We start from the raw sequence: 19,956 nt of genomic DNA on the forward strand, positions 1-19,956 counted from the left end.
GCAAGGGCCAGATCACCATGGGCCACCCGGATGAGGAGCCGGAGTTCTCCACCCTGTCCTGGTTCTCGCTGCTCTTCGCGGCAGGCATGGGCATCGGCCTGGTGTTCTACGGGATGACCGAGCCGCTCAGCCACTTCGTGAGCCCCCGCCCGGATGTGGCGGCCGCGGACCCGAACACGGGTCAGCTGGCGCAGGACGCCCTGTCCACCACCTTCATGCACTGGGGTCTGCAGCCCTGGGCCATCTACGCGGTCGTCGGCGTGGGCGTGGGCCTGGCGATCCACCGCCGCGGCCGTCCGCTGTCCCTGCGTTGGGCCTTCGAGCCGCTGATCGGTGAGAAGAACACCCGTGGCGGCTGGGGCAACCTAGTCGACAACATCGCCCTCATCGGCACCGTGTTCGGCGTCGCTACCTCTCTCGGCCTGGGCGTGACCCAGATGGCCGCGGGTCTGCGCTCGCTGGGCATCGTGGCCGAGGATTCGACCTGGCTCGAGTACGTGATGATCGCCGGCGTGACCGCGGTGGTCCTCTACACGGTGGTCTCCGGTGTGGCCCGCGGCATGAAGTGGCTGTCCAACTTCAACCTCATCCTGGCAGCCGGTCTCCTGCTGTTCCTGGCGTTCGTGGGCCCCACCGCCTACCTGTTCAAGGAGATGGTGCAGTCCTTCGGCGCCTACATGCAGGGCTTCCTGAGCAACTCCCTGAACGTCTCCGCCTTCAACGGGGACGAGGGCGACACCTGGCAGGCCGGCTGGTCCGCGTACTACTGGGGCTGGTGGATGTCCTGGACGCCGTTCGTCGGCATCTTCATCGCCCGCATCTCCCGCGGCCGCACCGTGCGTGCCTTCATCATGGGCGTGCTGGCCGTGCCGACCCTGATCTCCGTCCTGTGGTTCGGCGTGCTGGGCGGCATCGCCATCTACTACGAGACCGTGAAGCCGGCCGGCTACGCCTCCGTCGTGGGCGACGACGGCACGATCGACGCGAACTCCGCCCTGTTCCAGGTGCTGGAGCAGCTGCCGGCCGGCACCATGCTCATCATCGGTGCGATCATCCTGTCTGCGGTCTTCTTCGTGACCTCCTCGGACTCCGGCTCCCTGGTGATGGGCATGCTCGCCACCGGCGGCGACCCGGAGCCGAAGGTATGGATCCGCCTCTTCTTCGCGATCGCCACCGCCTTCATGGCGGCGGCCCTGCTCATGGCCGGCGGCCTGTCCGCCATCCAGACGCTCGCGATCACCATCGGTCTGCCGTTCTCCGTGCTGATGCTGGTGATGTGCGTGTCCACGCTGCGCACCCTGTCCTACTCGGTGGCCCGGGTGGAGGCCGTGCGCCGTCGGGCCCAGCTGGCATCCATCAAGACCCACCTGGGTCTGGACACGGACGACGAGGTCGTGGACGGTCCTGCCACGGCCTCGCAGTGGTGGGCCTCGCTCAGCCGCGAAGGCAAGCACCGCATCGCGCAGATGGCCTCGGCCGGTCCGGACGACGTCATCACGGTGACCCCGCCGAGCGGAGACGGATCCTCAGCGTCCGATTCGCGTTGACCCGCTGACCCGCTCTGCCCCGGTACCGGGGCGACGACGGCCCCGGCGCCTTCCGCAGAGAAGGTCGCCGGGGCCGTCGCCGTGGTGCAGGATGCCTCGCGCCTTGCGCCTCGCGCCTTGCGCCTTGCGCCTGGCGCAGGGCGCCGGGCGCCTGATGCTCGCGCCTCGCGCCTGGACGCCGGTCAGGGGCAGTCGTCAGCGGTACTCTTCGGCCGCCAGGGGCATCTGTCCGGTGCGCGCGTTGCGGTGGCCGTGGCGGCGGGCGCCCAGGAACCAGGCGGCCGTCAACACGGCCAGCCAGACCACGCCGATGACGAGCGCCTGGCGGCTCTGAGGGTCCCAGGCGAGCAGGCCGATGACCAGCGCGATGAAGGCCGTGGTGGCCCAGGTGGTGAAGGCGCCGCCCGGCAGGGCGAACGTACCGGGGCTCTCCCCGTGGCGGGCCATGGTCTTGCGCATGCCACGGTGCGTCATGAGGATCATCGTCCAGGTGAAGACCACGGCGAAGGTGGCCACCTGGGCGACCGTCACGAACACGTCCTCCATGAAGGTGTTGATGAGGGCGCCGACCACCATCACGGCGAGGACCAGGCCCACGGCGGCCCACGGCACGCCGCGGTCGGAGACGGTGCGGAAGGCGCGCGGGGCGTGCCCGTCACCGGCCATGGCGTAGAGCAGGCGGCCGATCGAGTAGGTGCAGGCGTTCACGGCGGACACCGCGGCGGTGAGCACCACGAAGTTCAGGATGTGCGGGGCGAAGGGGATGCCCAGGGTGTCGAAGATCTCCACGAACGGGGAGTTCTGGCCGCTGACCTTGTTCCACGGGACCAGGGACATGATCACGACCATGGTGCCCACGTAGAAGATCAGGATGCGGGCGGGCACGGTGTTGATGGCCTTCGGCAGGGCGCCGGAGGCGTCCTTGGCCTCGCCGGCGGTGATGCCGATGGTCTCGATGCCGCCGAAGGAGAAGATCACGATCGCCAACGCCAGCAGCACGCCGGTGAGGCCCTCGGGCATGAACCCGCCGTGGTCCACGAGGTTGTGCAGGCCGGCGCTGGTCTGTCCGTCATAGCTCATTCCCATGACCATCAGGATCAGACCCCCGACGATCATGCCGAGGATCGCGACCACCTTCACGATCGAGAGCCAGAACTCGAGCTCGCCGAAGTTGCCCACATGGGTGAGGTTGACGGCACCGATGAACAGGATGCAGGCGCCGATCCACAGCCAGGCGGGGGTGCCCGGGTACCAGAACTGCATGTACACGGCCACGGCGGTGACGTCCGCGATCACCACGATCGACAGTTCGAACACGTAGGTCCAGCCCGTCACGAAGCCGGCGAAGGGGCCCAGATAGCGGTGTGCGTAGGCGCCGAAGGAACCGGAGACGGGCTCGCGCACGGCCATCTCGCCGAGGGCGCGCATCACCATGAACACGGCGAGGCCTGCGACCGCGTAGGCGAGGATCACGGCGGGGCCGGCGGTCTGGATGGCCGGTGCTGAACCGTAGAACAGGCCGGTGCCGATGGCGGTGCCGAGGGCGATGAAGACGATGTGACGGGTGCTCAGGCCGCGCTGCAGGCCGGGGTCCGTGGCAGATCGTGCCGGGGCCCCTTCAGGGGTGTGTGCCATGGTGGTGGCTCCTCCGAAGCGGTGGGGTCATGGGTGAGACGACTCACCATTGTGGACCCAGGTCACACTCCGCGCCACTCCGTACGTGTTCGTACGTGTTCAACACGCCGCGTCCGCCTGGTGGCCTGCGGTTTCCACCCCGCGGAAGGTCACACCAGGAGCCAGGCGGCGGTGTCCGGCAGCAGGGCAGCGGCGGCGTCGGGGGCCCCCGGCTCGCGGTCCGAGCGCGCCAGCACGCGGTGGCCTGCGGGCAGCTCCACCTCGTCCTCACCGAGGTTGGCGATCACCAGCACGGTCTGCTCCGGGATCGGCTCGCCGGATCCGAGGTGCCGCCCCCCGCCGCTGGTGACGGTGAAGGCGACGACGCCGTCGTCAGGGTCGTGGCGGTCGGACCATGCGAAGCGGCCCACGCCCATCTCCAGCTCGCCGCGCACCGAGAGCAGGTGCCGGTACAGCTCGTAGAAGGAGCCCGGGACCTCCACCTGTCGGTCGGCGGCGTAGCGGGCGAAGGACTCCGGCTGGGGCAGCCACGGGGCCGCCGGGATGCCGTCGGTCCTCGGCGCCGCAGCGACACCCTCACCCGGTGAGGCGACGTCGTCCGATGACGCCGCCGCGCCGCCGTCGTGGTTCACGGCGAAGCCGTGGCCCGGGGCCTCGGCCCTCCACGGCATGGGGATGCGGCAGCCGTCGCGGCCGGGCTCGGCGCCGTCCGTGCGGAAGAAGTACGGGTCCTGGCGGTACTCGGCGGCCAGGGTGGTGTGCTCGGGCAGGCCGAGCTCGTCGCCCTGGTAGACGTACGCCGAGCCGGGCAGGCCCAGCTCCACCAGTGCGGCGGCGCGGGCGCGGAAGCGGCCCAGCTCCTCGTCCGGCTGCTCGTCCTCCGCGGTGATGCCGTCCGGGTAGGAGGACGGGTCGGACAGGCCGTAGCGGGAGGTGTGGCGCACCGTGTCGTGGTTGGACAACACCCACGTGTTCGTGGCGCCGACCTTGGCGGCCTCCACCATGGAGCGGTCGATCGCCGACGCCATGGACTCCGCGTCCCACCCGGACATCAGGTAGGTGAAGTTGAAGGTCTGCTGGCACTCTCCCTCGCGGACATAGCGGAACATGCGGGGCAGCGGGGAGACCCAGGCCTCGGCGACCATCATCGGCTCATGGTCGTAGGAGTCCAGGACACGGCGCCAGGACCGGTAGATCTCGTGTACGCCGTCCTGGTCCAGGAACGGCATCGCCGGCTCGAACGCATCCACGTCGAAGTCCGGGTCGTGGTCCTCGCCGGCGTCCGTGACCATGCCCATGCGGGTGTGGTCCGCGTCCGGCAGGCCCTCCTGCTTGACCATGCCGTGGGCCACGTCGATGCGGAAGCCGTCCACGCCGCGGTCCAGCCAGAAGCGCAGCACGGACTCCATCTCCTCGTGGACCTCCGGGTTGTCCCAGTTCAGGTCCGGCTGCTTGGAGTCGAACAGGTGCAGGTACCACTGGCCCGGGGTGCCGTCCGGGTCTGTGGTGCGGGTCCAGGCGCGGCCGCCGAAGGTGGACTCCCAGTTGTTCGGCGGCTCGGAGCCGTCCTCGCCGCGGCCGTCGGCGAAGTGGTAGCGGGCGCGCTCGGGGGAGCCGGGGGCGGCGGCCAGCGCGGCCTGGAACCAGGGGTGCTCGTCCGAGGTGTGGTTCGGGACCAGGTCCACGATGATCCGCAGTCCCGCCTCGTGCGCCGTGCGGATCAGCTCGTCTGCATCCGCGAGGGTGCCGAAGCGCGGGTCGATGTCCCGGTAGTCCGCGACGTCGTACCCGCCGTCCGCCTGCGGGGAGCGGTAGAACGGAGACAGCCACACCGCGTCCACGCCGAGCTCGGCCAGGTACGGGATCTTCGCGGTCACGCCCGGCAGATCCCCCATGCCGTCCCCGTTGCCGTCCGCGAAGGAGCGCGGATACACCTGATAGATCACAGCGTCCACCCACCACGGGTTGTGGGGGCGGTTGCGGGCTTCCGACGGCGGCGTGCTCAGGGGCTGCGAGGTCATGCCGACCAGCCTAGGGCTGTGCGGTGCGGCCATGCCAGGCGGCGGCAGGGTGTGACGGTGTGGGGTAGCGCACGGGGCGGGGTGGGTGAGCAGGGGCTGGAGGCGCCGGTCCGTCCGGCGACAGGGTCCTGGATCCCGAAGCCCTCGCCCTCGATCCGATCTGGATCCCGAAGCCCTCGATCCGATCTGGACCCCGAAGCCCTCGATCCGATTCAGAGCACGCCACGCACGCGCTGAATCGGATCGAAGGGTGGCGACGACGGCCGTTCACCTGGGCCGGTCCGGTGTCCCGACGACGGCCGCTCAACTGGGTCGGCTCAGTTGGCCGGGGCGTTCGGCTCAGTTGGCGCGCGCGTGGAGGGTGAGCAGGCCCCAGCGGCGGTTCAGCCGCTCCTGAGCGACCGCCGCGGTGGACTCGTCCTGCTCCTCCAGGCAGGTCAGCAGCGTCCAGAGGTCGTAGGGCGACTCGTCCGGCCAGACGTACGGGGTGAGTCGGCCGTAGTCGAGCTCCACCACGGCGTCCGGGCCGAACAGCTCCAGCCACCCGGACAGCTCGGTCAGCTCCCCGTTCAGGTCCGCGTCCGGGGCGTGGTCCCGCAGGATCCGGGCCGCCCGACCGCAGCGGACGAGCGCGTCCAGCAGGCCCACCGTGCGGCGGGCGCGGAACGGGCGGTCGGGTGTGGCGCGGGTGCCCTCGTCGTCGAAGGTGTCGGCGCCCTCTGCGCAGGCCGAGCCGTCCTCCGCGCCCGTCGGTGCGGATCCCTGTGCGGCCGCGCGGGCGAGGTCCTCGTCCGGGTCGAACAGCAGCAGCCACGAGTGCGGCACGCCCCAGAGCGAGGAGCGGGTGCGGATCGCCGAGCCGGGGCGGGCGAACTCCGGGCGGGAGTCCCGGCTCCGCAGTCCTGCCCCGAGACGGTCGTCGCCGGAGAGGCCCTCGCCGGCGGTGCCGTCCGTGGCGGGGCCGGACGCATCGGTGTCGGAGGCGACCGAGGGATCCGGTGAGGCGTCGAGGGCGGCGGTGTGCCGTCGTCGTGCCTCCTCGGGGATGAGGGCGGCGAACTGCTCCGGTTCCAACAGGCGCTCCAGGGAGGCCGCCGAGTACGCGGCGCGGCGGGCGAGCTGGTCCGGGCAGAAGCGGACGCGGCCGTCCGGGTGGGTGAGCGCGCGGACGAGGTCCGGCTGCTGGGGATGCGGGAACGGATCCACGCGGCGGCGGGTCACGCGCGCCAGGGTGCGGCGGTCCGCCTCGGCCTCCACGTCGGCACGGTCACGGCCGGCGGCGTCCGCGAGCACCGGGCCGAGGGCGGCGGGGAACGCCTCGGCCGGTTCGAAGACGCGCAGGTGCGCGATCGCGTCCATGGCTGCGGTGCGACCGGGCGCCGGTCAGCGGTAGTCGACGATGACCGGCGCGTGGTCCGAGGCGCCCTTGCCCTTGCGCTCGTCGCGGTCGATCCAGGCGTCCTCGACGGACTCGGCCAGGGCGGGGGAGCAGAGCTGGAAGTCGATGCGCATGCCCTCCTTCTTCGGGAAGCGCAGCGCCTTGTAGTCCCAGTAGGTGTAGACGCCCGGGCCGGGGTGACGGGGACGGACGACGTCCACCAAGCCGGCGTCCGTGAAGGAGCGGAAGGCCGAGCGCTCCGGCTCGGAGACGTGGGTCAGCTCATTGTCCAGGAAGAACTGCATGTCCCAGACGTCCTCGTCCTGCGGCGCGATGTTCCAGTCGCCGGTCAGGGCCAGGCGCAGGTCCGGGGACTCGGCCAGCTGCGCGGCGGTGAGGTCCTTGAGGGTGGAGAGCCAGTCCAGCTTGTAGACCATGTGCTCGTCCTGCAGCCCGCGGCCGTTGGGCACGTAGAGGCTCCAGAGGCGCACCGGGGCGGCACCGTCCGTGGACTCGGTGCCGACCGTCGCACCGATCGCACGGGCCTCCTCATGCGGGTCCTTGCCGCCCTTGCCGAAGTGCGGCTGGCCTTCGAAGCCGCGCTGCACGTCCTCAAGGCCCACGCGCGAGGCGATGGCCACGCCGTTCCACTGGGAGAAGCCGTTGTGCGCCACCTCGTAGCCGGCGCGCTCGAACAGCTCCCACGGGAAGTTCTCGTCCTTGCACTTCGTCTCCTGGATGGCCAGGGCGTCGATGTCCTGCCGCTCCAGGAACGCCTCCACACGGTCGGCGCGGGCACGGAGGGAGTTCACATTCCAGGTCGCGATCTTCACCCGGCCAGGCTATCGAAGGGCGCGGGGCCGGCGGGAACGGGCGGTCTCGGGGCGGCGCCGGCGGGCGGTCACACCCTCGGACGTCCGAGCGTGTATCGAACTTGGGCCGGAGCCGGCCGATCCGGGCCTGGACGGCCCAGGTTCGATACACGCAACGGCATCCTTCGGCGCACGCAACCGGGTCCTTCGGCACCCGCAACCGGGTCCTCTCTCTTCGCCCAACGTCGCCGCAGCGCCGCGGCTCGGGTCTTGCCACGCACCGCGAAGGCACTTAGGTTAGTTACACAAGTAATGAACCACTGAAGCTCGGACGGGAGTCGAGATGGCCAGCACAGACCCGCACGGACAGCCCCTGTTCCGCACCCTTGCGCAGACGATCGAGCGCGGCATCGTAGACGGCAGCTACCCGGAGGAGACGCAGATCCCCTCGACCAACGAGTTCGCCCTCCACCTGCGCATCAACCCTGCGACCGCCAACAAGGGCATCAACCTCCTCGTGGACGCCGGACTGCTCTACAAGCGACGCGGCATCGGGATGTTCGTGGCCGAGGGGGCGCGTGGACGCCTGCTGGCCCAGCGGACCGAACGGTTCGCCGAGGACTACGTGGACCCGATGGTCGCCGAGGGGCAGCGCCTCGGACTGCAGCGTGAGGACATCGTCGAGCTGGTGAGCGAGCGGGCGGTCAGCGCCGGAGGAGCCGTCATCGACGCCGCCGGGGAGCCCGCCAGCACGGACGGACGGCAGCCGGCGGAGGCGTCAGTACGCCGGAGCCCCGGTGCCGCTGAGGCAGGAGGAAGGCGATGAGCACCGCGCCGACGGCCACGCCCGTCCTCGAGTTCCCGCCCACGGTCCGTCCCCTCTCCGCGGACGCTCCGATGTCTCCGGACGCCGCGGTGAGCGTCCGCGGCCTGGCCCGCCGCTATGGGGAGGTCCGCGCGCTGCAGGACGTCAGCTTCGACATCGCCCCCAACACCATCTGCGGACTGCTCGGCGCCAACGGCGCAGGCAAGACCACGCTCATGTCCCTGATCTCCGGCCAGGACCGCCCCAGCGCGGGCACCCTGCAGGTGTTCGGCCGAGAGCCGTTCGACGACGCCGCCGTGCTCACGCAGCTCTGCTTCGCACGCGAGAACCAGGCCTACCCGGACACCTTCGCCGTCCGCCACGTCCTCACCACGTGCCCGCTGTTCCTGCCGCACTGGGACGCGGACTTCGCCGACGAGCTCGTCGAGACGTTCCGGCTCCCGCTGAACCACAAGATCCGCAAGCTCTCCCGCGGGCAGCTCTCGGCCGTGGCGATCGTGGCGGGACTCGCCTCACGGGCGCCGCTGACCTTCCTCGACGAGCCCTACCTCGGACTTGACCCCACCGCTCGACGCCGCTTCTACGACGCGCTCCTGCGCGACTACGCCGAGCACCCCCGCACGATCCTCATGTCCACCCACCTGATCGGCGAGGTCGAGGGGTTCTTCGAGCAGGTCCTGGTGATCGACGACGGCCGCCTCCTCGTGGACGCCAGCGCCGAGGACATCGCCGAGCTGGCCTTCACGGTCTCCGGGCCGGCGAAGGCGGTGGAGGCCGCCACCGGCGACCGCCAGGTCCTCGAGACCCACCGCATCGGCGGTCTCGCCTCGGCCGTGGTGCTCGGCACCCCGGACGCCGCGATGCACCGTCGGGCCGCAGAGAGCGGGCTCGAGATCGGCCCGGTCGGCCTGCAGGACCTCATCGCAGCACTCGGCGCCGCGCCGCACGGCTCCGCCGAGGCCCGAGCCCACGGCCAGGAGGCGACCCGATGACCACGGCGACCGCACAGACCGACGGACGGGCCGTCGTCGGGAAGCCGACGGCCCATCACGACGACCGCACCCTGCCGCACCGGTGGCTGCGCGTGGTGCGACTGCACTACTCGGACCTGACCGGGATGCTCGTCACCACCCCCGTGACGTTCGCCCTGCTCACGCTGTTCTCCGTGGCCGTGTACCTGGTGCTGAAGGCGTACGTGGTGCCCGCGGAGACCGACCTCTCCCAGTTCTTCCGCGGGAACATGGGGGTCCTGTGGATGCTGCCCGGATTCCTCGCGAGCGTGGGCGCGTTCTCCTACGTGCGGACCATGCCCTATGCGGTCGGCATGCTCGGCTGCACGCGCGGCGAGTATTGGCGCGGCACCCTCGTGTGGGCGCTGCTGCAGGCGGTGTACTCCGCCGCCGTGGTGGTGGTCTTCCTGGTGCTCGAGCAGGCCACCGGCACGTGGTTCACCGACGGCGCCCGGGTCTTCGACGTGGCGACCCTCGGGGACGGACACCTCGGCACGGCGGCGTTGGTCGCCTTCTGCGTGGGACTGGCGTCCCTGCTGCTCGGGGGCTGCATCGCCATCGCCTGGCTGCGCTGGAAGCAGTGGGGTGTGATCGGAGGATTCCTGATCCTGGCCGTGGTGCTGCTCGGCGGTGCCACGCTGCTGCTGGCCCTGGGCGTGGACGTGATGGGCTTCCTCGCCGAGGACGCGCTGCTGAAGCTCTCGTCCCTGGTCCTTGCCGTGGCCGCGGCCGCCGCGATGCTCAGCCGCCTGCTGCTGGGCCGGGCTCCGGTCGCGCGGTAGGGGCGGCGTCGGCGGGCGGTCACACCCTCGGACGTCCGAGCGTGTATCGAACTTGGGCCGGAGGCGGCCGATCCGGGCCTGGACGGCCTAAGTTCGATACACGCAACGGCTTCGATACACGCAGCCACTCCCCGTCCCACCGCTCACGGCCTCAGCGCCACGGCCTCAGCGCCACCAGTCCTCGAGGATCGTCACCGGGGTGGTGCGCTTGTGGCGGCTGCGCAGCCAGACGGCCTCGATCTTGTCCGCCACGTCCTCGGGCACCTGACGGCCCTCGAGGTAGTCGTCGATGTGCTCGTAGGTCAGGCCGAGCTCGTCCTCGTCCGCGCGGCCCGGGCTGCCGTCCAGCAGGTCGGCGGTCGGCACCTTCGCCCACAGCACCTCCGGCGCCCCGAGCTCCTTGGCCACGGCCCGCACCTGGCGCTTGTTCAGGCCGAACAGGGGGAGCACGTCCGCGCCGCCGTCGCCGAACTTGGTGAAGAAGCCGGTCACGGACTCGGCGCCGTGGTCCGTGCCCACCACGAGCTGGCCGTGCTGGCCGGCCAGGGCGTACTGGGCCACCATGCGCACGCGGGCCTTCACGTTGCCCTTGTTGTAGTCGGAGATCGGCTCCCCGGTGGCCGCCGCGAAGGCCTCCGTCACGCCGTCCACGCCGTCGGCGATGTCCAGCGTGCGGTCGATGTCCGCGTCGATGAAGTCCATGGCCTGCTGCGCCTCCGCCTCGTCAGCCTGCACGTTGTAGGGCAGGCGCACGGCGGTGAACTGCGGGTTCCGGTGCGAGGGCTTCGGCAGGGTCTCGGCGGTCGGCCTCGGGGCCTCGCCGCCGCGCAGCACGGGCCCGCCCATGGCGACGGCGTCGGTCACGCCCAGCTCGGCACGCGCCTTCTCCACGGCCAGCTGCGCCAGGCGGCCGGCGGCGGTGGAGTCCACGCCGCCGGAGATGCCGAGCACGAACCCGGCCGCGCCGGTCGACTGCAGGTAGTCCGCCAGGAAGCGCACCCTGCGGTGGACCTCCTCGGTGGGGTCGATCTCGGGCTTGACGCCCATCTCCTCGATGATCTTCTGCTGCAGCTCACGCATGCGCCGAAGCCTACTCGCGGCGTGTTTCCGGCGGGAGTCGTGCTCCTCGGCCGCTTCCCGACGGCGGCACACCGCTTCCACAGCGTCCCTCACCCGCCCCCGGGGTCGGCCTCGTGGCGGCACACCGCTTCCGCAGCGTCCCTCACCCGCGCCGGGGGTCGGCCTTGTGGCGGCGTCTGCTCCGTGGCGGAGTCGGCGTCCCGCACCCGCGCCCGTGGTCGGGGCGGAACGGAGCCTCAGGCCTCCGGATGCCCCAGGTTCCGGGCGATGGTGCGCAGGGCGGCCAGGGTGGTCTCGTAGTCCTCCCGGGGCAGGTCGCCGATCGCCTCGGCGCGGAGCCGGTCCACGGCCTCGGCCACGCGCTCGCCGGCCTCGCGACCGGTGGCGGTGAGGGTGAACAGGTCGCCTTCGACGGCCACCCACGCCGCCTCCACCAGCTCGTGCAGCTCGGCGAGCGCGGTCTCGGACAGTTCCGGGGCGAAGCCCGCGGTGACCTCCTCCGAGCTGAGCGGGCTTGCGGTGAGGGCGTTGAGCATCTGCCACTGCGCGCGGGTGAGCCCGTGCTCTTCGAGCGAGGCGGCGACGCGGGCGGTGATCAGGCCCTCCGTCTGCGTGATCCAGTGGGCCAGCGGCAGACCGGCATGGCGGGACGTCTCGGTGGTGCGTGCGTTCTCGTCCATGGCCGTCAGGCTAGCGCCGAACCAGGTTCCGGGGCAGGGGTGCCGCTCCGCCGAGCGCCGCTAGCATGAGGGGCATGAGCGAGAACACCGCAGCCCCCACCCCCGAGCAGGACCGTGCCCGCCTGAAAGAGCTCATCCAGCAGCTCGCCGTGGTCCGCGGAAGGGTCACCCTGTCCTCCGGCAAGGAGGCCGACTACTACGTGGACCTGCGCCGCGTGACCCTGCACCATGAGGCCGCGCCGCTGATCGGCCGGGTGATGCTGCGGATGCTCGAGGACGCCGGTGTCGAGTACGAGACCATGGGCGGCCTCACGATGGGGGCGGACCCGGTGGCCACCGCGATGATGCACGCCGCCGGTGCCGAGGGCCGCGCGCTCGACGCGTTCGTGGTGCGCAAGGCCCAGAAGTCCTACGGCATGGGCCGTCAGGTCGAGGGCCCGGGTGTGGACGGCCGGAAGGTCGTGGTGCTCGAGGACACCTCCACCACCGGCGGCTCGGCGCTGACCGCCGTCGAGGGCGTGCGCAGGGCCGGCGGCGACGTGCAGGCCGTGGCCGTGATCGTGGACCGGAACACCGGCGCCGCCGAGCGCATCGCCGAGGAGGCCGGGGTGCCCTACCTCTACGCCTTCGGCAAGGACGAGCTCGGCCTGGACTGAGCCCGGCTCACAGCCATTCGGCCCGCTTGAACAGCACTCACAGCCATTCGGCCCGCTTGAACAGCACCCACAGCACCACGGCCACGGTCAGCATCAGCGTCAGCGCGAACGGGTAGCCGAACGCCCAGTGCAGCTCGGGCATGCGATCGAAGTTCATGCCGTAGATCGACCCCACCAGCTGCGGGGCGAAGATGATCGCAGCCCAGGACGAGATGCGCTTGACCTGCTCGTTCTGCTCGATCGACTGCTCGGCCAGCCGCTTGGACGCCAGCGTGGAGTCCAGCTCCAGCGCGCTGTTCAGCATCGCGCGCATGGCGGCCACGCGCTCGTTGATCTGCACGGCGTGGTCGTGGACGTCGCGGAGGCGGCGCAGGTTCTCCACCTCGATCGCCGCGCCCTGGGACGCCGCACTCGACTCCCCGGCCTCGTCCGCGTGCAGGCGTGCCCGTGCGTCGTCCTGGAGCTGGTCCACCATGGTCGGCAGCGCGCGGATGGCGTGCTGGAAGTTCAGCACCTCGCGGGAGAGCTCGTAGATGCGGCGGGACACATGCGCGTCGCCGGCGAAGATCTGGTCCTCGATCTCGCCGATGTCCTGCTCGAGGCCGTCGGCCACCGGGAAGTAGTCGTCCACCACCTTGTCCAGGATCTCGAAGGTCACCTGCCAGGGGCCGAGCGCGAGCCGGTCCGGGCTGTCGCGCTCCAGGGAGTGGCGCACGGCGGCCAGGTCCGGCTCCTCGGCGTGGCGCACGGTGACCACGTAGTCGTCCCCGGAGAAGACGCCGATCTCGCCGAACTCCACGGTCTCCGTCTCGTCGATGTACCGCGCCGGGTGCAGGACCATGAACCAGTCCTCGCCGTAGTGCTCGAGCTTGGCGCGCTGCCCGCCGGACAGCGCGTCCTCCACGGCCAGCTCGTGCAGATGCAGCTCGTCCGCGACCTCCTGCAGCTCGTGGGCGTCCGGCCGGTACATGCCCAGCCAGGCCAGGTCACCGGACTCCTTCAGGGCCCGCCAGGTCTGGTCCAACGAGGTCGGTGCGAGGATGCGTCTGCCGTTCTTGTAGACGGCGTTGTCGATGATCGTCACCTGACCATTGTGCGCCTGTTCCCTTCCGGGCCGCCTCCAGGCTGACGGGCGTACGGTGGAGCCATGAGCGAGAAGATCACCCAGACCCAGACCGTCGAGGCCGTCCGAGACGGCAAGTCCCTCCTGCCCGCCGAGGCGGTGAACACCGCGCCCGTGGTGGCGCTCGGGCTCTTGGGCGGCTACGTCACCGCCCGTGAGACCGGCATCCGTCCGCTGGGCGGCGTGCTGCTCGGCGCCGCCGGCCTGCTGGCTGGCCGCACCTGGCTGGCCAAGGGCGGACCGGCCGTCACCGGTGGGCTGGCGGCGCTGTATCTGGGCGGTTTCGGAGCCTCCCATCCGCTGGCCAAGAAGATCGGCGCGTGGCCGGCCGTGCTGGCCGTGACCGCCGCGGCCGCCGGCGCCTCGAAGGTGCTGGTGGATGCGAAGGCTCCGCGCGTCGCGTGAGCTCCCGCCCGCTTCACGACGACGGCGCCTCACCTTCGGAGGGTGAGGCGCCGGAGCGTGTGGTCGGGGTGGGCCCCTGGGAGGGCCCGTGGCCGCAGGACCCGCGCTTCGATGCAGACCTGCTGCGCGAGGGGGACCGCCGCAACGTGCTGGACCGGTACCGGTACTGGAGCCTCGAGGCGATCGTCGCGGACCTCGATGCGCGGCGGCACCCGTTCCATGTGGCCATCGAGAACTGGCAGCACGACCTGAACATCGGCACGGTGGTCCGCACCGCCAACGCGTTCAACGCCGCCGGGGTCCACATCATCGGCCGGCGCCGCTGGAACCGCCGTGGCGCCATGGTCACGGACCGGTACCTGCACGTGCACCACCATGACACGGTGGCGGCGTTCGCCGCGTGGGCGGCCGAGGAGGGACTGCCGGTGCTCGGCGTAGACCTGTTCCCGGAGTCGGTGCCGCTGGAGACCTTCGACTTCCCCCGCGCCTGCGTGCTGGTCTTCGGTCAGGAGGGACCGGGGCTCTCGGAACAGATGCGGGCGGCGTCGAGCGCGGTGCTGTCCATCGCGCAGTACGGCTCCACCCGTTCGATCAACGCGGGCGTGGCCGCCGGCATCGCGATGCACGCGTGGATCCGGCAGCACGCGGACGCGGCGCCGCCGTCGCCCTAGGAGGACGACAACGGCGCCGCGTCGGGGTGACCGTCCGCGGCCCGGACGGGGCCGGGAGGCCCGGCGCCGCGGACCGGCGGCTCAGCGCTCGAAGGTGAGCGGCACCTCGAGCGAGTCGAGGGTCTCGGGGTCCTTGATGCCCGCCTTGACGATCACGTCGACCTTCGCGGTGGCCTCCGTGGCGTCGGCCGGGATCTCGAACCAGACGCGGTCCTTGAACCGGTACTGCAGGTCGGAGGGGTCGTCCAACCACCGCTGAGTGGTGCCGTCGGGCAGCTCCAGCGTGATCATGGACTCGTCTTCGTCGGTGGAGTTGAGCTTGTTCGTGCGCACGTCCAGGCCCAGGAACACGTTGCCGGACGTCGCCCAGCCCTGCTTGGGGAGGGCGGGCAGGATCTCCGCGCCCTCGATCTGGCCGCTCAGGTGCTCTGTCTTGCCGGTGAAGCCCGTGAAGGACACGTCCCAGTCATGGCCTTCCTCCACGGCTACGGAGGTCGGACGCTCGTAGATGTGCTCCACGTCGGAGGCGGTGCGGGAGCCGTCCACGAGGGAGATCTCCTGTGCCGCCTCGTCCTGGACGACCTCGAGGGTCACGTCCTCAGGCTCTGCGTCCTCGGGGGCGGAGACGACGACGGTGGCCTGGTCTCCCGCAGCCAGGGGTGGGACTCCGACGTCCACCGGGTCGCCGTTCACACGGAAGGTCGTGGTGGTCTCGGGGGCCTCGCCCTCGAAGGCGTGGCGGGCGTCGGAGGCCTGCACGACGGCGACGTAGAGGGCTTCACCGTCCGCGGCACTCACCTCGTCCGCGTAGTCGAAGACCATGGGGGCAATCTGCTCGGCGAGCTTGCCGGGCACGGCGTCCACGCGGGCCGTCTGGGTCACGGCGAAGCGGGTGCCGAGCACCTCGACGGTGTTGTCCGGGGACTCCTCGACCTCCTCGAGGCCCAGGTCGTTCGGCACCGAGTTCAGGGTCCCGGCCACGCCGGGCTCGAAGGCGGTCTGGAAGTCGGCGGTCTCCTCGGCCTCCTCGCTCTCGGTGGACTCCGGCGACGGCTCGGCGGCCTCGGACGATGCGGAGGAGGCGCTGGCGGCATCCTCCTCCGGGGCGTCGGACGTGCCGCCGCACGCGGTGAGCGTCAGGATGGAGGCGAGCCCGAAGGCAGTCAGGGCCGTGCGGCGGCCGCGGGCCGAGGTCGAGAACGAGCGCATGAGAACTCCCGGGAAGGTCGGACGAAACCGCGGGCCTGCGAACAGACCCGCAACACAGGACCTTAGCGGGAACTCACGGAGAAGTCTCAGAGGATTCCCGGTGGACGTGAAGTGATGGGAACGGTGCTCGGCCGCGGCCCCTCCCGGCATGACGCGGCGGGGTCGCGTGCGGGAGCGGAGGGAAAGGCGGGCGGTTCAGCCTGCGAAGGGCCGGACCGGCAGGCCTGTCACCCCCGGGCGGACGGCGAACAGGGCCCCGGCCAGCGGGTCCTCCCCGCGTTCCATGTTCTCCCAGGAGGTGGTGATGTAGAGGGTGCCGAGGTCGTCGCCGCCGAAGGTGCACGCCGTGGTCTTCTGCACGGGGACCTCCACCACCTCGTCCAGGGTCCCCTCCGGCGTGTACCGGTGGATCTGGCCGTGGCTGATCACCGCAACCCAGATGCCGCCCTCGGCATCCACGGTGAGTCCGTCCGGCTTGCCCTCGCCGTCGAGCACGTCCACGAGCACGCGCCGGTCCGTCAGGCCCTCCTCGCGGGAGTAGTCGAACACGGCCACCTGCCGCGTGGGGGTGTCGTTGTAGTACGCCCGCGTGCCGTCCGGGCTCCACTCGAGGCCGTTGGACGTCGTCGAGCCGGTCAGCACGACGTCCACCTCGCCCGCGCCGCCGTCGGGTGCGGGGGTGAGCCGGTAGAGGTTCGCGGCCCCGGGGGTCTTCGCGTAGGCCATGGTGCCGCAGTGGAACCGGCCGTCTGGGTCGCAGCCGCCCTCGTTCATCCGGATCCCCGCGTCCGCGCCCCACAGCTCGGGCAGCGTCGTCAGCTCGCCTTCGGGCGAGATCAGGGCGAAGCCCCGCTCCACCGCGACGACGGCCCCGCCCCCGGTGCGTGGGCGCAGCGCGGCGGCCACGTCGCCGACGTGCGTGCGGTCCACCGTGCCGTCGGCGCGCAGGGCCAGGACATCCCCGGCGAGCATGTCCACCCAGCGCAGGCCGCCGCCGGCGGTCACGCCCTCGGCGGCAGTGCCCCAGGAGTCGGCCCAGACGGGGCCCTCGCCGTGGTAGGCGATGGGATCGGTGAGCTGCTCGGCGCGCATGTCTGCTCCTTCGGTGGGCGGGACGGTCCTGCCCTTGACGCTAGCCGACGCTCAGAACCAGCCGCACGAGTCGGCGGTCCGGCGGTCGTTCAGCGCGGCGTCGAGGAAGCCGGTCGCGCGCGGCAGCGCGGCCACATAGCCGCCCACGTGGGTCGGGGTGAAGACCGGGTCGAAGCGCACCTGCGCACCCTCCGCGCACCAGCGGTGCCCCAGCTCACGGCCGGTCCGGTACGGGATGACGTCATCGGTCAGCGAGTGGGCGATCATCACCGGCATCTCCGGATGACGGCCCTGATGCCCGAGTCGCTGGTCGGCGAGGATGCCGGCGAGCAGTCGGTCGCTGCGCACCAGCTCCGGGAAGGACTGGCCTGAACTGGTGATGGTGGAGGAGTCCAGGTCGGCGAACGCTGAGCCGTCCGAGGTGCAGGCGGTGGAGGCCTTCTCGAGGGTCTGCATGCCCAGGGCGTTGAGGTACAGGCTCGGGTCCACACCGTAGGCCTCGAAATGGCCCGCCATGGCGAAGAGCAGGAACGCGGCCGAGCCGCCCCCGTCGATCGCGTCGGCCACCTGGGTCAGGTCCGCCGGGGGAGCGCCCGCGTAGGCGGCCTTCACGTCCAGCTCCGGTGCGTACTCGCCCGCGAGCTCGGCGGCTGCAGCCGCGGCGCCACCGCCCTGGGAGTAGCCGGCGATCGCCACCGGGGACGTGGCCGTCACGCCCGAGCCCTCGAGCCCGGCAGCCGCCCGGACGGAGTCCAGCACGGTGTGCGCCTGGGACTGCCGGACCATGTAGGTGTGCAGGCCCTCGGTGCCGAGCCCCTCGTAGTCCGTGACCACCACGGTGTATCCCTTGTTCAGCAGCGTGGAGATGCCGACGCCTTCGTACTGCTCTCCCGTGGACAGGGTCTTGGACGGGGCGCACTGGTCTCCCACGCCCTGGGTGCCCACCGCGTAGGCGATCACCGGCCGTTCGCCGGAGCCGGTCCACTCCTTCTCCGGTTCGAGGACGGTGCCGGTCACGGCGATCGGCTCGCCCGTGGCGCTCACGGAGGAGTACATGATGCGCGTGGCCGTGGCGGGGAAGCGGATCAGCTTCACCGGGTCCAGGTAGAAGTCCATCGGCTCCTGGCGGATCAGCGCGCCGGGAGTGCCGGGGATCGAGTCCGGAGCGGCGTAGAAGTCCTCGTCCGCGGCCTGGGCCAGAGCGGTGCGGGCGGCGTCCCACTGTGCCCGCTCCGCGGTGGTGGGGGCCGTGGACAGCTCCTGCACGGCGGTCTCCTGCTCGGGGCCCATGCCCTGCTGTGCGGCGGCGGGGGCGGGGCCGGCGAAGGTCGCGCCGAGGCCGAGCGCGACGGCCGCGGCGAGGGTGGTCAGACGGGAGGGGCGGGAGGTGGTCATGGGTTCCTCGGGTGGGGGGACAGGTGCGGGCCTGCCGGCCTGCGTGTGATTCACCTCACGCTACGGAGCGGCCCGACGGCGGGCAAGAGACCTTCGTCCAGACCTCGCCGCGGGCCCCGGGCGCACCGATAGGATGGTGCCGGCGGCTCCGCACCGGCGCGGGCGCACGCGTCCGCCACCTGAGAGGGTGTCCGCCGGTGACAGCACGGAGCCGGATCCGTCCGCCCGACCGCGACGCACAGGAGCGCAGCATGCCCATCGCAACCCCGGACAAGTACGCCGAGATGATCGACGCCGCCAAGGACGGCGGCTACGCCTATCCGGCGATCAACGTCACCAGCTCCCAGACCCTGAACGCCGCCCTCCGCGGCTTCGCCGAGGCCGGCTCGGACGGCATCATCCAGGTCTCCACCGGCGGTGCCGAGTTCTTCTCCGGCAAGAACATGAAGAACATGGTGGCGGGCTCCCTGGCCATGGCCGCCTTCGCCCGCGAGGTCGCCAAGCAGTACGACGTCACCATCGCCCTGCACACGGACCACTGCCCGAAGGACAAGCTGGACGGCTTCGTCCGCCCGCTGCTGGACGCCTCCGAGGCCGAGGTGAAGGCCGGCCGCGACCCGATCTTCAACTCCCACATGTGGGACGGCTCCGCCGAGACCCTGGACGAGAACCTGAGGATCGCACGGGAGCTGCTGGCCCGCACCGCCGCCAACAAGCAGATCCTCGAGGTGGAGATCGGCGTCGTCGGCGGCGAGGAGGACGGCGTCGCCAACGAGATCAACGACCAGCTCTACACCACCGTCGAGGACGGCCTGGCCACGGTCGAGGCCCTCGGCTCCGGCGAGCACGGCCGCTACATCACCGCGCTCACCTTCGGCAACGTGCACGGCGTCTACAAGCCGGGCAACGTGAAGCTGCGCCCGGAGATCCTGGACGAGATCCAGCAGGCCGTCGGCGCGAAGATCGGCAAGGACCGCCCGTTCGACCTGGTCTTCCACGGCGGCTCCGGCTCCACCGAGCAGGAGATCGCGGACGCCGTGCGCTACGGCGTCATCAAGATGAACGTGGACACGGACACCCAGTACGCCTTCACCCGTCCGGTCGTCACCCACATGTTCCAGAACTACGACGGCGTCCTGAAGATCGACGGCGAGGTCGGCAACAAGAAGATGTACGACCCGCGCACCTGGGGCGAGAAGGCCGAGATCGGCATGGCCCAGCGCATCGTGGAGGCCTGCCAGGACCTCGGCTCCGCCGGCAAGTCCATCAAGTGACGCTGCCGGAACGCCGGCTGGGCTCTCGAGAGGAGGCGGTCTGATGGAGATGCTCCCCTGGTTCGCCTGGATCCCGATCGTGGCGATCCTCGTCTGGGGTGCCGTGCAGATCGCCCAGCTGATCACCGGCCGCAGCGTCGAGGGCCTCGAGGGCTCCGGCCTGTCCGACCGCATGGACGAGCTCGAGCACCGGCTCTCCGAGCTGGAGTCCTGGTCGGACCAGGTCGGGGACGCGACCCGTCGGCCCGCGGTCGAGCGCGGAGGCGCGAGCGGCGGCGAGTCCCTCGAACATCGCATCGAACGTCTCGAGGCCCGCGCCGACCGCCGGGAGGCGCGGGACCGGGACCGCGACGACTGGGA

General features: G+C 71.2%; 19 protein-coding genes. 9 read left to right on the forward strand and 10 right to left on the reverse strand.

The annotated features are described in order from the left end of the window. A partial coding sequence (locus tag MLY01S_RS09465) for a BCCT family transporter (protein WP_157531285.1) occupies nucleotides 1–1,547 on the forward strand: 1,547 nt, incomplete at its 5' end. Between the two features lie 195 nt (nucleotides 1,548–1,742). Here MLY01S_RS09465 and MLY01S_RS09470 read toward each other — a convergent pair. The 4 genes from MLY01S_RS09470 to MLY01S_RS09485 form a co-directional block, all read right to left on the reverse strand. Continuing rightward, nucleotides 1,743–3,182, reverse strand: a complete 1,440-nt coding sequence (locus MLY01S_RS09470) for an amino acid permease (RefSeq protein WP_067191504.1) — start codon at nucleotides 3,180–3,182, stop codon at nucleotides 1,743–1,745. A 149-nt stretch (nucleotides 3,183–3,331) separates the two neighbouring features. Continuing rightward, on the reverse strand, nucleotides 3,332–5,203 hold the full coding sequence (locus MLY01S_RS09475; RefSeq protein ID WP_082740059.1) for a glycoside hydrolase family 13 protein: 1,872 nt from the start codon (nucleotides 5,201–5,203) through the stop codon (nucleotides 3,332–3,334). Nucleotides 5,204–5,542: 339 nt separating this feature from the next. Next, complete coding sequence (locus tag MLY01S_RS09480) at nucleotides 5,543–6,562, reverse strand: DUF8083 family protein (protein ID WP_067191506.1); 1,020 nt, start codon at nucleotides 6,560–6,562, stop codon at nucleotides 5,543–5,545. Nucleotides 6,563–6,586: 24 nt separating this feature from the next. Further along, nucleotides 6,587–7,414 (reverse strand): exodeoxyribonuclease III, encoded by an 828-nt coding sequence (locus tag MLY01S_RS09485; protein WP_067191508.1) that lies wholly within the window; start codon nucleotides 7,412–7,414, stop codon nucleotides 6,587–6,589. A 322-nt stretch (nucleotides 7,415–7,736) separates the two neighbouring features. Between MLY01S_RS09485 and MLY01S_RS09490 the strand changes: the two genes are divergently transcribed. Genes MLY01S_RS09490 through MLY01S_RS09500 form a run of 3 tightly spaced genes read left to right on the forward strand, consistent with a single transcriptional unit; the run spans nucleotide 7,737 to nucleotide 10,011 of the window. Further along, nucleotides 7,737–8,219 (forward strand): GntR family transcriptional regulator, encoded by a 483-nt coding sequence (locus tag MLY01S_RS09490; protein ID WP_087134181.1) that lies wholly within the window; start codon nucleotides 7,737–7,739, stop codon nucleotides 8,217–8,219. Next, nucleotides 8,216–9,211 carry an ABC transporter ATP-binding protein gene (locus MLY01S_RS09495; protein WP_245232203.1) on the forward strand — a complete coding sequence of 332 codons (996 nt, stop codon included), beginning with the start codon at nucleotides 8,216–8,218 and terminating at the stop codon, nucleotides 9,209–9,211. Before MLY01S_RS09490 ends, MLY01S_RS09495 begins: the two co-directional genes overlap by 4 nt. After that, nucleotides 9,208–10,011, forward strand: coding sequence for a hypothetical protein (locus MLY01S_RS09500; protein ID WP_067191510.1), 804 nt, complete (start codon nucleotides 9,208–9,210; stop codon nucleotides 10,009–10,011). Before MLY01S_RS09495 ends, MLY01S_RS09500 begins: the two co-directional genes overlap by 4 nt. A 165-nt stretch (nucleotides 10,012–10,176) precedes the next feature. Here the strand turns inward: MLY01S_RS09500 and nadE are convergent, their stop codons facing one another. Both nadE and MLY01S_RS09510 read right to left on the reverse strand, forming a co-directional pair. After that, on the reverse strand, nucleotides 10,177–11,091 hold the full coding sequence (nadE, locus tag MLY01S_RS09505; RefSeq protein ID WP_067191511.1) for an NAD(+) synthase: 915 nt from the start codon (nucleotides 11,089–11,091) through the stop codon (nucleotides 10,177–10,179). 236 nt (nucleotides 11,092–11,327) lie between these two features. Then, entirely contained in the window at nucleotides 11,328–11,771 is a 444-nt protein-coding gene (locus MLY01S_RS09510) for a MarR family winged helix-turn-helix transcriptional regulator (RefSeq protein ID WP_067191513.1), read from the reverse strand. 74 nt (nucleotides 11,772–11,845) lie between these two features. Here MLY01S_RS09510 and pyrE point away from each other — a divergent pair, with 74 nt between their 5' ends. Then, complete coding sequence (gene pyrE / locus MLY01S_RS09515) at nucleotides 11,846–12,427, forward strand: orotate phosphoribosyltransferase (RefSeq protein WP_087134184.1); 582 nt, start codon at nucleotides 11,846–11,848, stop codon at nucleotides 12,425–12,427. Nucleotides 12,428–12,464: 37 nt separating this feature from the next. On the opposite strand, the gene MLY01S_RS09520 is transcribed toward pyrE, so the two are convergent. Continuing rightward, entirely contained in the window at nucleotides 12,465–13,511 is a 1,047-nt protein-coding gene (locus MLY01S_RS09520; RefSeq protein WP_067191516.1) for a magnesium and cobalt transport protein CorA, read from the reverse strand. A 63-nt stretch (nucleotides 13,512–13,574) separates the two neighbouring features. Between MLY01S_RS09520 and MLY01S_RS09525 the strand changes: the two genes are divergently transcribed. Then, nucleotides 13,575–13,955, forward strand: coding sequence for a hypothetical protein (locus MLY01S_RS09525; RefSeq protein WP_067191518.1), 381 nt, complete (start codon nucleotides 13,575–13,577; stop codon nucleotides 13,953–13,955). Next, nucleotides 13,952–14,626: a TrmH family RNA methyltransferase gene (locus MLY01S_RS09530; RefSeq protein WP_067191520.1), complete on the forward strand. Its 675-nt coding sequence runs from the start codon at nucleotides 13,952–13,954 to the stop codon at nucleotides 14,624–14,626. Before MLY01S_RS09525 ends, MLY01S_RS09530 begins: the two co-directional genes overlap by 4 nt. Nucleotides 14,627–14,707: 81 nt before the next feature. Here MLY01S_RS09530 and MLY01S_RS09535 read toward each other — a convergent pair whose 3' ends face one another. The 3 genes from MLY01S_RS09535 to MLY01S_RS09545 form a co-directional block, all read right to left on the reverse strand. Then, nucleotides 14,708–15,835 carry a CARDB domain-containing protein gene (locus MLY01S_RS09535; RefSeq protein ID WP_067191522.1) on the reverse strand — a complete coding sequence of 376 codons (1,128 nt, stop codon included), beginning with the start codon at nucleotides 15,833–15,835 and terminating at the stop codon, nucleotides 14,708–14,710. A 195-nt stretch (nucleotides 15,836–16,030) separates the two neighbouring features. Then, nucleotides 16,031–16,927 carry an SMP-30/gluconolactonase/LRE family protein gene (locus tag MLY01S_RS09540; RefSeq protein ID WP_067191524.1) on the reverse strand — a complete coding sequence of 299 codons (897 nt, stop codon included), beginning with the start codon at nucleotides 16,925–16,927 and terminating at the stop codon, nucleotides 16,031–16,033. 51 nt (nucleotides 16,928–16,978) lie between these two features. Then, nucleotides 16,979–18,322, reverse strand: coding sequence for a lipase family protein (locus MLY01S_RS09545; RefSeq protein WP_067191526.1), 1,344 nt, complete (start codon nucleotides 18,320–18,322; stop codon nucleotides 16,979–16,981). Between the two features lie 251 nt (nucleotides 18,323–18,573). Between MLY01S_RS09545 and fbaA the strand changes: the two genes are divergently transcribed. Together fbaA and MLY01S_RS09555 are read left to right on the forward strand one after the other, a co-directional pair. After that, a complete protein-coding gene (gene fbaA, locus MLY01S_RS09550; RefSeq protein WP_067191528.1) occupies nucleotides 18,574–19,596 on the forward strand; it encodes a class II fructose-bisphosphate aldolase in 1,023 nt (340 codons plus the stop codon). Between the two features lie 43 nt (nucleotides 19,597–19,639). Continuing rightward, nucleotides 19,640–19,956: hypothetical protein (locus tag MLY01S_RS09555; RefSeq protein ID WP_157531286.1), on the forward strand; the 317-nt coding region annotated here is incomplete at its 3' end.

It is taken from the genome of Micrococcus lylae NBRC 15355 (genome assembly GCF_001570885.1).
Classification (GTDB): Bacteria; Actinomycetota; Actinomycetes; order Actinomycetales; family Micrococcaceae; genus Micrococcus; species Micrococcus lylae.

Coding starts and splice junctions, on each gene's coding strand:
- MLY01S_RS09475 (WP_082740059.1), bottom strand. CDS start 5,203: ATGACCTCGCAGCCCCTGAGCACGCCGCCGTCGGAAGCCCGCAACCGC.
- nadE (WP_067191511.1), bottom strand. CDS start 11,091: ATGCGTGAGCTGCAGCAGAAGATCATCGAGGAGATGGGCGTCAAGCCC.
- pyrE (WP_087134184.1), top strand. CDS start 11,846: ATGAGCGAGAACACCGCAGCCCCCACCCCCGAGCAGGACCGTGCCCGC.
- MLY01S_RS09525 (WP_067191518.1), top strand. CDS start 13,575: ATGAGCGAGAAGATCACCCAGACCCAGACCGTCGAGGCCGTCCGAGAC.
- MLY01S_RS09535 (WP_067191522.1), bottom strand. CDS start 15,835: ATGCGCTCGTTCTCGACCTCGGCCCGCGGCCGCCGCACGGCCCTGACT.
- MLY01S_RS09480 (WP_067191506.1), bottom strand. CDS start 6,562: ATGGACGCGATCGCGCACCTGCGCGTCTTCGAACCGGCCGAGGCGTTC.
- MLY01S_RS09510 (WP_067191513.1), bottom strand. CDS start 11,771: ATGGACGAGAACGCACGCACCACCGAGACGTCCCGCCATGCCGGTCTG.
- MLY01S_RS09495 (WP_245232203.1), top strand. CDS start 8,216: ATGAGCACCGCGCCGACGGCCACGCCCGTCCTCGAGTTCCCGCCCACG.
- MLY01S_RS09540 (WP_067191524.1), bottom strand. CDS start 16,927: ATGCGCGCCGAGCAGCTCACCGATCCCATCGCCTACCACGGCGAGGGC.
- MLY01S_RS09545 (WP_067191526.1), bottom strand. CDS start 18,322: ATGACCACCTCCCGCCCCTCCCGTCTGACCACCCTCGCCGCGGCCGTC.
- MLY01S_RS09500 (WP_067191510.1), top strand. CDS start 9,208: ATGACCACGGCGACCGCACAGACCGACGGACGGGCCGTCGTCGGGAAG.
- MLY01S_RS09490 (WP_087134181.1), top strand. CDS start 7,737: ATGGCCAGCACAGACCCGCACGGACAGCCCCTGTTCCGCACCCTTGCG.
- MLY01S_RS09470 (WP_067191504.1), bottom strand. CDS start 3,182: ATGGCACACACCCCTGAAGGGGCCCCGGCACGATCTGCCACGGACCCC.
- fbaA (WP_067191528.1), top strand. CDS start 18,574: ATGCCCATCGCAACCCCGGACAAGTACGCCGAGATGATCGACGCCGCC.